The sequence below is a fragment of the Flavobacterium sp. FlaQc-57 genome (assembly GCF_044007395.1).
Classification (GTDB): Bacteria; Bacteroidota; Bacteroidia; order Flavobacteriales; family Flavobacteriaceae; genus Flavobacterium.
On the sequence record NZ_JBIPDA010000001.1, the window covers coordinates 118,158 to 130,267 of the forward strand.

Annotated in this window: 8 protein-coding genes; 6 read left to right on the forward strand and 2 right to left on the reverse strand. The window is 34.4% G+C overall.

Annotation, left to right across the window (positions count from 1 at the left end; translation table 11 throughout):
- Positions 1-128 precede the first annotated feature (128 nt).
- Positions 129-1,049, reverse strand: coding sequence for a DsbA family protein (locus tag ACHRVZ_RS00570; protein WP_395420054.1), 921 nt, complete (start codon positions 1,047-1,049; stop codon positions 129-131).
- A 390-nt stretch (positions 1,050-1,439) separates the two neighbouring features.
- On the opposite strand from ACHRVZ_RS00570, the gene ACHRVZ_RS00575 reads away from it, so the two are divergent.
- Positions 1,440-1,748: a winged helix-turn-helix transcriptional regulator gene (locus tag ACHRVZ_RS00575; RefSeq protein ID WP_395420056.1), complete on the forward strand. Its 309-nt coding sequence runs from the start codon at positions 1,440-1,442 to the stop codon at positions 1,746-1,748.
- Positions 1,749-1,965: 217 nt separating this feature from the next.
- On the opposite strand, the gene ACHRVZ_RS00580 is transcribed toward ACHRVZ_RS00575, so the two are convergent.
- On the reverse strand, positions 1,966-2,436 hold the full coding sequence (locus tag ACHRVZ_RS00580; RefSeq protein ID WP_395420057.1) for an Lrp/AsnC family transcriptional regulator: 471 nt from the start codon (positions 2,434-2,436) through the stop codon (positions 1,966-1,968).
- A gap of 209 nt (positions 2,437-2,645) precedes the next feature.
- On the opposite strand from ACHRVZ_RS00580, the gene ACHRVZ_RS00585 reads away from it, so the two are divergent.
- From ACHRVZ_RS00585 to ACHRVZ_RS00605, 5 genes are all read left to right on the forward strand, one after another.
- A complete protein-coding gene (locus ACHRVZ_RS00585) occupies positions 2,646-3,437 on the forward strand; it encodes a DUF1338 domain-containing protein (RefSeq protein WP_395420058.1) in 792 nt (263 codons plus the stop codon).
- 17 nt (positions 3,438-3,454) lie between these two features.
- Positions 3,455-5,008 (forward strand): aldehyde dehydrogenase family protein, encoded by a 1,554-nt coding sequence (locus ACHRVZ_RS00590; protein ID WP_395420060.1) that lies wholly within the window; start codon positions 3,455-3,457, stop codon positions 5,006-5,008.
- A 145-nt stretch (positions 5,009-5,153) separates the two neighbouring features.
- On the forward strand, positions 5,154-8,288 hold the full coding sequence (locus tag ACHRVZ_RS00595; RefSeq protein ID WP_395420061.1) for a SusC/RagA family TonB-linked outer membrane protein: 3,135 nt from the start codon (positions 5,154-5,156) through the stop codon (positions 8,286-8,288).
- 23 nt (positions 8,289-8,311) lie between these two features.
- Positions 8,312-9,811 (forward strand): RagB/SusD family nutrient uptake outer membrane protein, encoded by a 1,500-nt coding sequence (locus tag ACHRVZ_RS00600; protein ID WP_395420062.1) that lies wholly within the window; start codon positions 8,312-8,314, stop codon positions 9,809-9,811.
- A gap of 280 nt (positions 9,812-10,091) precedes the next feature.
- Positions 10,092-12,098, forward strand: a complete 2,007-nt coding sequence (locus tag ACHRVZ_RS00605) for an MGH1-like glycoside hydrolase domain-containing protein (RefSeq protein ID WP_395420063.1) — start codon at positions 10,092-10,094, stop codon at positions 12,096-12,098.
- Positions 12,099-12,110: the final 12 nt, after the last annotated feature.

Here is a 12,110-nt window from a genome sequence, read left to right on the forward strand (position 1 = left end):
TTGTATTTTTTTCGTCATATCGATGGCTCTTGTATGCTAAAAATAAGAAATATCAATATCATCTTATTTTTTCTTTAGAACTTTTTTTGGAAATATGATTTTACACTTAAAATTATTATCTCATAGGTCTATTTTTTGATATAAAGTACCCCCGTTTTTATCATTTTCTTTTCGAGTTTCCCTTCACCGGCAAGCTGTTCAAGTATCGCTTTGGCCTGAGTAGTTGTTTTATCAAGAATTACAGCATATTCTTTAACCGCAAGACTCGGATAAACATCGAACAAAAACATTGGGTCAGTATTATTTATGATGCTCTGTTTTTGTGCCTTTGGATAAAGCTCTAAAAGTGTATTCTCGTAAAACTGATAAGGTTTTGATCCATAAACAGTAAGCATTTTATCAGATCCATCTGAAAATAGCATAGTTGGAAAACCACGAATACCAAGTGTTTTTCCATACTCTAAATCCTCCTTAAATAATTGTTGAGCACTGCCATCAAAGTCCGATTTTAGTCGTTCAACATCTAATTGCGCCTCTTTCGCTGCTTCAGCTATATTTTCCCATTTGGCAATATTTTTTTTATCGAGATACAGTTTCTCTCTTATAATTCTCATAAAAGATATTGCCTTTTCTTTATCCTGCATCTGAGCTGCTTTCATTGCAATGCAAGAAGGATACGAAGAATTTAAGGGGTCTTCGAGCCAGACATCGCCATCAATTGGCATTTCGTAATAAAGACTCGCTTCTTCCCAATGATGTGCCACATCAGACGGCTTGCTAATTCCTCCGCTATTGTAGCTCCAGTCAGGAAGAAGTCCACCCATGCGATAGTCAATTTCAAAATAATCCCCATATTCCAGCTTTAGCTTTCTAAGTTGAGGCTCAATTCCCCAACACGATGAACATATAGGATCTGTATAATAAATAATTTTTATTGGCTTTTTTCCTGGTTTAATATTTGTTTTTACTGCATCAGTTTCTACACCAGGCATTTCACAGAATCCAGTTTCAGGATCACACAACAACGGATTTATTTTATTTTCGCTCATTTTGTTTTTTGTTTGAGATTGACAGCCAAAACTGCCAATTATTATCATCAGTATTGTCACTACTTTCATTATTAGTACTATTTTGAACTTTTTTTATAGCACTTAATCGACTTTCAACTGTGCAGTTTTGAAGCCACTTTTTTTAATAACTTCTTTATATTTTTTTTCTTTTTTCTGCTCCAATTTCATACTAATTGTTTGATTTGCAGTATTGCTGTTTTGGACGTTAAGTACAGAGATTAGACAAGAAAATGAAGCTGTCGCGATCAAAAGAAATATTTTAAAATGCGCACCCATAATTTATAAATTTTGCTTTAGATTAATTTTATATTTGTGACGCGAAGTTGATGCGTATTTTAAAGCAAGTCAATTAGTCAAAAAAATGTGACTATGGAAAAAAATAAGGAAACAGTAGGAGAGTGCCCGGCAGAAGGGCTTTTAAAGCAATTATCCGGAAAATGGAAACCGCAGATTTTTCGCCTTGCTTTAGAGGGACCGGTACGTTTTAACAGCCTTTTGAGAGAAATCGAAGGAAGTAATAAACAGTCAATTGCAACAGCTTTACGTGAACTTGAAGAAAATGGTCTTTTAGAAAAAGAAACAATCAAGCTAAAACCGCTGCATATCGAATATTCTTTATCTGAAAAAGGAAGATCATTAGTTGTGGTATTTCAACAACTTGAATGTTTTGCAGGATAAGCAAATTAATACAGAAGAACTGAACAGTTTTTCTTCTAAATTTAATAACTTATTAAAGTAATTCTCTATAAAAATCACCAGTTATTACGCTGCAAATTTTTATGAAAAAATCAGTTAAGAGTGATTTTATTTATTAAAATAAATCAATTACATAAACACCAATAACTATTCTATTTACAAATAATTACATTTAAAAATAAATAACGAAATAATTCTATTATACCGGAATATTTTTTTCAAATGCAGCTCCAAAAGAGAAAAACGAATCGGTACTTCCAACTCCTTCAATTTGGTGAATTTGTTCGTATAAAATTTTACGAAGTTCTTCGTTGTTCACTGAGACTATTTTAATAAATAAAGCATATTTACCAGAAACCCAATGACATTCTATTACTTCTGGAATTTCTTTCAGTTTTTCAGCAATTGAATAAGAAAAACGAGCTTCTTTAGTAACGATTCCCGTATAGGTAATTGTTTCAAAACCAAGTTCCTTAGCATTTAACTTTACTGAAAATCCTGTAATTATTCCGGCCTCTTGTAATTTTCTTACTCTCAAGTGTACTAATGAATTGGAGATATTTAATTCCTTAGCGAGATCCGAAAATGGTATTCTTCCATTTTCACTTAACTTTTGCATAATTTCTCTATCCAAATAGTCAGTATTTTCATTCTTCTTGATACTTGCCATAGTCAATGTTTATTTAAGGATTCTATTATTTTGACAATTCTTGTGCTAAAACAGGTTTTTAAAGTGTCAAAATTACAAAAAAAAAGCCTAGATATGTTGAATTGTAAATAATCGTATTTATATGATGTTATAATAACAGCATTATACATATTTTTGTGTCATAATCACATTATTTTAACATAACGGAAATGGATAAAAATCAACTACTTATGAAATTATGGGAGCAATATGCTGATATTACTCCATCTGCAAGAAAAATTCATGAATTACTCGAAGAAAGAGGAGAAATAATTCAAAATGACCATATCGCAATTCGTACTTTCAATGATAAGCGTATAAATATTGACGTATTAGAAAAAACTTTTTTAAACGTTGGCTATGAAGCAAAAGGAGAATACAATTTTGAAACTAAAAAACTGTTCGCAAAACATTATGAGCATAGTACGGATAAAAATGCTCCAAGAATTTTTATTTCTGAATTAGAATTAGAAAAATGTTCAGCTGAATTGCAAGAAACTGTACAAAACATTCTGAACAGCTGCAATCAGGAGATATTTAATCATCCTGAATTGGTTTTAAGCGGATCTGTTTGGAAATCAAACTCACAGGCGATTTACAAGTCTTTATTGAATGAATCAGAATATGCTGCCTGGATGTATATCTACGGTTTTAGAGCAAATCATTTCACTATCAATACGAATGCTTTAAAAGATTTTGAAACATTAGAGGAGTTAAACAACTTCTTAGAGTCTAAAGGATGGAAACTAAATGCATCTGGAGGAAAAATTAAAGGTACGCCGGAACAATTACTGGAACAATCGAGCACATTGGCTGATTTGTACGCTATTGATTTTGAAGAAGGAACTGTAGAAATTCCATCTTGTTATTATGAATTCGCGCTTCGTTACCCAATGTCAAATGGAGAATTATATCAAGGATTTGTTGCATCATCTGCAGATAAAATATTTGAAAGTACAGATGTAAAATTGCAAAACGCATAATAATCAAAATTAGAAGAATGACAGAGACAGAAATACAATTTGGAATTGAAGAAGCTTTAGCGCAGTTAGGTATAAAGGAAATTAATGAAGGAACTTCAACAGGACAACATCATTTTTCAAACGGAGATATACTGGAAAGCTACTCTCCTGTAGACGGGCAATTAATTGCAAAAATCACAACCTCGACTGCAGCAGATTATGAAAAAGTAATGGAGTCAGCAACAGCTGCTTTTAAAACATTTAGATTAATGCCTGCGCCACAACGTGGAGAAATTGTACGCCAGTTTGGAGAGAAATTGCGCAAAAACAAAGAAGCGTTAGGAAAGCTGGTTTCTTATGAAATGGGGAAATCACTGCAAGAAGGTTACGGAGAAGTACAGGAAATGATCGACATCTGTGATTTTGCAGTTGGTCTTTCGCGTCAATTACATGGATTAACAATGCATTCTGAGCGTCCCGGACATAGAATGTACGAGCAATATCATTCTTTAGGTGTTGTAGGGATTATTTCGGCATTCAATTTCCCGGTAGCAGTTTGGGCATGGAATACAGCATTGGCATGGATTTGTGGTGATGTTTGTGTTTGGAAACCATCTGAGAAAACGCCTCTTTGCGGAATAGCTTGCCAAAATATTATTGCGGAGGTTATCAAAGAAAATAATCTTCCTGAGGGTATTTCTTGTTTAATCAATGGTGATTATAAAATTGGTGAATTGTTGACAAACGATAAACGTGTACCATTAATTTCTGCGACAGGATCTACTCGCATGGGTAAAATTGTCGCACAGGTAGTCGCAGGACGTTTAGGAAAATCACTATTAGAATTGGGCGGAAACAACGCTATCATTGTCACTCCAGACGCAGATATTAAAATGACAGTTATTGGTGCAGTTTTTGGAGCCGTGGGTACTGCCGGACAAAGATGTACGTCGACTCGTCGTTTAATCATTCACGAAAGTATCTACGATAAAGTAAAAGATGCGCTGGTTTCTGCATACAAACAATTACGCATCGGAAATCCATTAGACGAGAATAATCACGTTGGCCCACTTATCGATAAACATGCTGTTGAAATGTACAACCAAGCTTTAACAAAAGTAGTTGCCGAAGGTGGAAAAATCTTAGTAGAAGGCGGAGTACTTTCCGGAGAAGGATATGAAAGCGGCTGCTATGTAAAACCTGCGATTGCTGAGGCTAATAATTCATTCGAAATTGTGCAGCACGAAACTTTTGCTCCGGTTTTGTACTTATTAAAATACGCTGGAACGGTTGAGGAAGCTATTGCAATTCAAAATGGAGTAGGACAAGGATTATCTTCTGCAATTATGACCAATAATTTAAGAGAAGCCGAGCTGTTTTTATCTGTTGTGGGCTCTGATTGTGGTATTGCAAATGTAAATATCGGAACATCAGGAGCTGAAATTGGCGGTGCTTTTGGTGGCGAAAAAGAAACGGGCGGCGGTAGAGAATCTGGCTCTGATGCCTGGAAAGTTTACATGCGAAGACAAACAAATACTATTAATTACACTACAAGTTTGCCATTGGCACAAGGAATAAAATTTGACTTATAAGCCGATTAGAACTACGCTTAAAAGGAAAACAAACATTAAAAAAAATATTGATAATGAGTTATTTTTTTAGCTCATTATCAATAAATAATTCACTAAAAAAAACTAAAGACAATCGAAATTTTAATTAACCAAAAACTATTACCAAATGAAAAAACTATTAATCAGGAAACTGTATTTCATTCCTTTATTGTTATGCTTGTGGTTGCCAAATGTCAATTTTGCGCAGGATAATCAAGATCAAAAGACCATTTCCGGAAAAGTTACGGATGATAAAAATAATACGTTACCAGGCGTAAATATTTCTATAAAAGATTCTAAATACAATGCCTCAACAGATTTTGATGGAAATTATACCTTAACATTTCCTTCAAATCTTTCAAATCCAACCATTATTTTTTCCTACTTAGGATTTACGCAAAAAGAAGAAGTTCTTAATAATCGTAGTGTCATCAATGTATCAATGCAGGAAGAAAATAATAAACTGAATGAAGTAGTTGTTATTGGATACGGTTCTCAGAAAAAGAGTAATGTAACCGGTGCCATTTCTTCAGTTAAAAAAGAAAGCATTGAAACAAGAGCTACAACAAATCCAGCTGAGGCATTACAAGGTTTAGTAGCCGGTGTAAATGTTCAAAAAAGTGGAGGTGTTGCAGGAGCTGCAGTAAGCGTAAAAATTCGTGGAGTAAATACTTTTGGAGCTACTGAGCCTCTTTATATTATCGATGGATTTCAAGGATCAATTACAACAGTAAACCCAACGAATATAGAATCTATGGAGGTTCTTAAAGATGGAGCAGCGGCTGCAATTTACGGATCTGTTGCTGCAAATGGGGTAATTATTGTAACGACCAAAAATGGTCAGAAAGAAGGAGTAAAAGTAGACTTTAGCTCATTTTTAAGTCTGACAAATACATCAAAGACTTTAGATTTATTAGATGCTGATGGATATCGTACAGTAAATAAAAGAATGTACGACGAGTATAACAAATATGCTACAACACCAAAACCGCTTCCTGCTTATATTACTGCTCCATCTGATGCTAATACAGATTGGCAAGATGAAGTTTTCCGTTCAGGATTTACTCAAAATTACGGTTTAGGAGTTCAAGGAAGACAGGGCGATTTTAAATTTGCTTTATATGGTAATTACGTAAAGCAAAAAGGTATCGTAATTGACAATGAATACGGTCAGCAAATGGGTAGTGCAAGAGTAAGTTTTAAGAAATCGATTTTTGATATTGATGGAAAAATGGCTTATATAGGAACGCAAAATGCATTGCCTAATTTTCAATTAAAAGAGGTATATACAATGGCTCCTTTAGTACCTGTTTATGATGCAAATGAGCAATACGGTTATGGGTTGGCAAACAAAAATGGCTTGCCTGCCGGAACAAACCCTGTTGCTGAAGAACACTTTAGAAAAAGTAATGATATAGGACAAGATATAACAGCAAATATTGCCGCAACAGCAAACATTGCATCTTGGATAAAATATAAAATAGCCTATTCATACCGTGTAAAAAACAATCAACAAACGGCACATTTTCCACCATACATTGCAAACCCAAAAGAAGTTCATCTTTATCCAATGCAAACGGAATTAAGAACAACTTGGAACGAGCAAATATTAGACAATATTATCACAGTTGATAAAACTTTTGGTAAACATACCTTTGGTTTAATGCTTGGTAATACGATAAACAGTCAAGCCTCAAACTGGAATCAAGTAAGTGTAGAAGGAAAAACGACAGATTACTCTGTAGAAGACGGGCAATTAGTTTCTATTGACCGACCATCCGGATTTTTAGATCCTAATTTTGAAACTATTGGTGCAGGAAAAGGAGGAACATATTCTGCAGATGGTTCCAAATTTCAATACAATAGGTTATCATTTTTTAGCAGGTTAAACTACTCTTTCAATGATCGTTACTTACTTCAAATGACAGTTAGAAAAGATGGTTCTTCTAAATTTGGAGAAGACAGCCGTTGGGGAACTTTCCCATCGATCGCTTTAGGATGGAAAATCGAAAAAGAAGATTTTTTTCCAAAAGATTTCTTCATTTCAACTTTAAAATTGCGTGCTAGCTGGGGACAATTGGGTAACGAAGCTGCTTTAGGATATTACTCTGCAAATACATTGATTAAAACAGGTAATACTTTAATCACTGGTGGTTATGTGCAAGGAAACGGAAGTAACCCTTGGCCAGGAAGTATTGCAACAACATTAGAAAACAGAAACTTACAATGGGAAACTACAGATTCTAAAAATATTGGTATCGACTTCACTCTTAAAAACGGAAAAATTAGCGGTTCGATGAACTACTACCGTAATGTAACGGACAATTTATTGATTACAAAAAAACTGGCTCCGTCTGCTGGAATAGATGACCCAATTCTAAACGTTGGTAAAATTAGCAATAGCGGGTTTGAGCTTGAAGTGAACTACCGTGATCAGGTTAATGAATTCAAATATAATGTAGGTTTTAATCTTACTACACTTAAAAACAACGTAGAATCGCTTGCAAACGAAGGACAAACTATTTACGGACAAGGATTGAAATTTGAAACAGAACATTTCCCAACTCAAGCGCGTGTAGGAAGCCCGATCAGCGCGTTCTATTTGTATCGTACTGATGGTATTTTTCAATCTACTGACGAAGTAAATGCGCACAGTAAAAATGGCGTTTTATTACAGCCAAATGCACAACCGGGAGATATTCGTTTTAAAGATTTAAACGGAGATGGCGTTATAGACGAAAATGACAAATCGTACGCAGGAACCGGATTACCAAAACTTGAAGCTAACTTAAGTTTAGGCGCTAGTTACAAAGGTTTCGACTTTTCTGCATTAATTGGAAGTGGATGGGGAAACAAATTATATAACGGAAACAGATATTTTTATGAATCTATGAGTGCCGGAAGTAATATGTTGGCAACAACGCTTAATTCATGGACACCGGAAAACCACAGTAACATACCACGTGCCGTTTTACAAGATCCAAACGGAAACAGTCGTGAATCTGATCGTTTTCTTGAAAGTGGCGATTTTATCAGAATGCGTCAATTACAATTTGGATATACAATTCCAAGCAAAATGTTAGGCAAAGCAAAAATAGACAAACTTAGATTTTATGTAAGTGTTGAGAACCTATTTACTATTACAAATTACTCAGGTATCGATCCGGAATTTTCACGCAACTCAGTTATTGACACTGGTGTAGATCGTTTTGTATACCCATTTACGAGATCGTTTGTATCAGGTGTTCAATATATTTTCTAATTCTATTTAAAAAAGACACAATCATGAATAAGATATTTTTTATATTATCCGTTATAGGTTTATTTACCGTTACTAGTTGTAGTGACTATTTAGACCAACAATCTCCTGACGAACTTACCTCAAATAATTTCTGGAGAAATAAGGCTGACGCCGAATCTGCTTTAGCAGCAACATATTCACAACTTGAAGGAGCTGTAGACGAATGGGCATTTGCCGAAGTAAAATGGCCCGTTGAGGCCTATCGTGAAGATGTTAACGAATTAGGAAGTGATGCTTTAAATTATCAAAATTGGGTAGAACTTTCTACTTTTACTTATACCAATGGCAACAGTCAGTTTTCTACTTATTGGAAACTTAATTACAGAGGAATTAGTAATGCCAATCAGGTTATTGATAAGTTACCACAAATTCCGGCAACAACTATTACAGAGGCCGACAGAACACAAATAGGAGCAGAAGCACGTTTTTTACGCGCCTATTACCACATGAAATTACTTTTAAACTGGGAAAAGATTTATATTAGAAACAAGTATATTACTAAAGAAAGTGATTTAAGCGTTTCGTTATCTACACGTGCAGAAGCATGGGATTTTATTATAAATGAACTTAAAGCAGTTGCTGCAGTATTACCTGCAAAACAACCTCAGGATAAAACAGGTCGCGCAACAAGCGGAGCGGCTAATAGTTATTTAGGATTTGCTTATTTAACCAGATCATACGAAGAAACAGCACAAAAACAAAATTTCTTAAACGAAGCATTAACCGCACTTAATAAAGTACAAGGTTATGAGCTGGTGAAAGATTATGTTTCTATGTTCGACGGTACAACAAAAAATACTAAAGAATCTATTTTCGAAAGACAATTCTCAGAAACTACAGCAAATGGCGCTTTCTATCGTAATGCACTTCACTATTGGATGGCTGCAGCAGAACTTGGCGGATGGGATGAAATTCTTCCGAGCGCAATGCTTGTAAATGAATTTAAAAAAGAAGGAAAAATAGCCACTACAGGAAATTATGATACACGTCTTTACAGTACAATTTTCTTTAAAGATCCTTATTTTAATGATGTAAATAATCCGTTGGTATTAGGAACTACATATGATGAAAAATTTGGTGGTGCAGATAAACCGGTTTACCGCAGATACATACCAAATACTCAGGAAAAAATGAATCAGGAATTTACTGCAATCAATATTCCATTAATGAGATATGCGAATGTATTGCTGATGCAAGCCGAAGTACTCAACCAATTAGGTCGTACGCCAGAAGCTATTCCGTACATTAACAAAGTGAGAGAAAGAGCTGATATGCCTGTAATGACAGGTACAACTGCCAATGCTGTACAGGCACAAATTGAGCACGAAAGAATAATAGAATTTCCTCTAGAAAACTATCGCTTTTATGATTTACGCCGTTGGGGAAAAACAAAAACGGCTCTGGATGCTGTCGGACGTACCGGTTTCGATCCTGCGAAAAACAATTTCTATCCAATTCCTTTGACAGAGCTACAAGCAAATTAATCATTTAGCAAAGAATTCAATTTAAGGTTTTAAACCTGCAAGGTCTTTTTTCTGGCCTTGTAGGTTTTCTTATAATACCTACAAGGCCAGAAAATATTAAAGAAGTACTTGCAAATTAATTGAATTCTAGTTGTGAGATTATGACATTTCCGATAGCAATTGGAATAAAGGATTAAAAAGATTCTAAAATAAAATCTGCCAAATCTGGGAGAAAATATTTAATTCAAAGAAACATTTAGTATATTAAAACTAAAAAACATTCAATAAAAAACTAGACAACATGAGAAAAAAGCATATACTTTCTATTCTTTCACTCTTTTTTATAATACAATATGGTTGGTCACAAAAAGGATTTCCGGTTTTAGAATCTTCCAAAAATAGTTTGAATTATAAAGGAAATCCAAAAAAGGCGGCCGATAGAGAATCACTGGCTTTCTCTGATAAAGGTACTTGGTTTGCCTTCGGATTTTTAGATGCCTCAAACATTCAGGCCGGTTTTTCAGGTCCTTTTTTAATGACAGAACAAAATGGAGTTTGGTTAAGTCCTTCATTTGTTTCCTTACAGCTAAATGACGAAAACAAACGAGAAGCCATTAACTGGAAAAATTCTTTAGTAAATCAAAACAGTTACAATAGCCATTTAGAACAACAGTTTAAAAATGAAAAATTAGCTATAAAGCAACAATTAGTATTTTTATCTAGTCATACAGCACTTCAAAGAACGAGTATTACCAATACAACAGCAAAAACGATAACGCTTTATCCAACGTATTCCGGTTCTTCAATTTTTATAGAGAACATTCAATTGTCTAAAGAGGACAAAGATGTAAAAGTAACTTCTTCAAAAAGTACAGCTACTGGATACATTCAATTTTTGAATGCAAACCCTACGATTGAAATCACAAAAGAAGCATACACAGCTCAACTTGAAAAATTAATATTACAACCAAATGAAACCAAAGAAATAGTGGTTTCTCAAACCTTTATTTTTCCACAATATTCATGGGAAAAGGAAAAGGCAACTATTGCAAAAACTACATTTAATACACTTTTAAATAGAACTCAAAAAGAAAAAGAAAATCAATTGGCACAATTAATTGCCAAGAAGAAAGCAGTTTATAAAGAAGCTGTTTACTCTGATTTAATTGGAAAATTAGCGTTGACATTACAAAATAATACCCGAATTGCGGCAGAAGGTTTGAAACACGGTGGTCTTTTTCCGAGTTATAATTACGAATGGTTTCACGGTTTTTGGGCTTGGGACAGTTGGAAACACGCAGTCGCTGTTGCAAACTACGATTCAGAATTGGCAAAAAATCAAATGCGTGCTTTATTTGATTACCAGGAATCAAACGGTTTTATTCCCGATTGTGTTTACAGAAATAATCAGATAGAAGAAAACAACTACAGAAATACAAAAGCACCGCTTGCGGCTTGGGCAATCTGGAAAATTTATGAAAAAACAAAAGATGTCAATTTCTTAAAAGAATTTTATCCAAAACTAAAATTATATCATAATTGGTGGTACATAGACCGCGATCATGATCAGGATGGTTTATGCGAATTTGGCTCGACAGACGGAACTTTAATTGCCGGTAAATGGGAAAGCGGAATGGATAATGCCGTACGTTTTGACGACAGCAAAATTCTGAAAAACGGAGAGAAAGCCTATTCTTTAGATCAGGAAAGTGTTGATTTGAATTCGTTTTTATACGCAGAAAAGAACTATTTGAACAAAATGGCTCAGGTTTTAAAATTAACCGAAGAAGCTAAAAAATGGCAAAAAGAAAGTGTCGCATTAAAAGCTAAAATTCAAACTCAATTTTGGGATCCTGCAACAGGTTGGTATTACGACACAACAATCGACGGAAAAACATTGGTAAAAGTAATGGGGTGCGAAGGCTATTTGCCTATTTGGGCCGAAGTTGCAACACAGGAACAAGTTAAATCAATGAAAGTAAATATGCTTAATCCAGCTATTTTCAACACTTTTGTTCCTTTACCAACATTAGCAGCAAATCATCCAAAATTTAAACCGGAAGGCGGATATTGGAGAGGTCCGGTTTGGCTCGATCAAAGTTATTTCGGAATAAACGGACTGGAAAAATATGGCTACAATACTGATGCAAATTTGTTAGCGCATAAATTGATTCATAACGCAGAAGGCGTTTTAGACAAAGGCACTTCTATTCGCGAAAATTATCAGCCAATTACAGGAAAAGGATTAGAAGCTTACAACTTTAGTTGGTCAGCATCTCATTATTTAATGATCCTTCTGAAAAACTAAAAACCTGAATTA

Excerpts from the sequence above, each read along its gene's own strand:
- ACHRVZ_RS00570 (WP_395420054.1), bottom strand. The coding sequence starts at position 1,049 with ATGAGCGAAAATAAAATAAATCCGTTGTTGTGTGATCCTGAAACTGGA.
- ACHRVZ_RS00575 (WP_395420056.1), top strand. The coding sequence starts at position 1,440 with ATGGAAAAAAATAAGGAAACAGTAGGAGAGTGCCCGGCAGAAGGGCTT.
- ACHRVZ_RS00580 (WP_395420057.1), bottom strand. The coding sequence starts at position 2,436 with ATGGCAAGTATCAAGAAGAATGAAAATACTGACTATTTGGATAGAGAA.
- ACHRVZ_RS00585 (WP_395420058.1), top strand. The coding sequence starts at position 2,646 with ATGAAATTATGGGAGCAATATGCTGATATTACTCCATCTGCAAGAAAA.
- ACHRVZ_RS00590 (WP_395420060.1), top strand. The coding sequence starts at position 3,455 with ATGACAGAGACAGAAATACAATTTGGAATTGAAGAAGCTTTAGCGCAG.
- ACHRVZ_RS00595 (WP_395420061.1), top strand. The coding sequence starts at position 5,154 with ATGAAAAAACTATTAATCAGGAAACTGTATTTCATTCCTTTATTGTTA.
- ACHRVZ_RS00600 (WP_395420062.1), top strand. The coding sequence starts at position 8,312 with ATGAATAAGATATTTTTTATATTATCCGTTATAGGTTTATTTACCGTT.
- ACHRVZ_RS00605 (WP_395420063.1), top strand. The coding sequence starts at position 10,092 with ATGAGAAAAAAGCATATACTTTCTATTCTTTCACTCTTTTTTATAATA.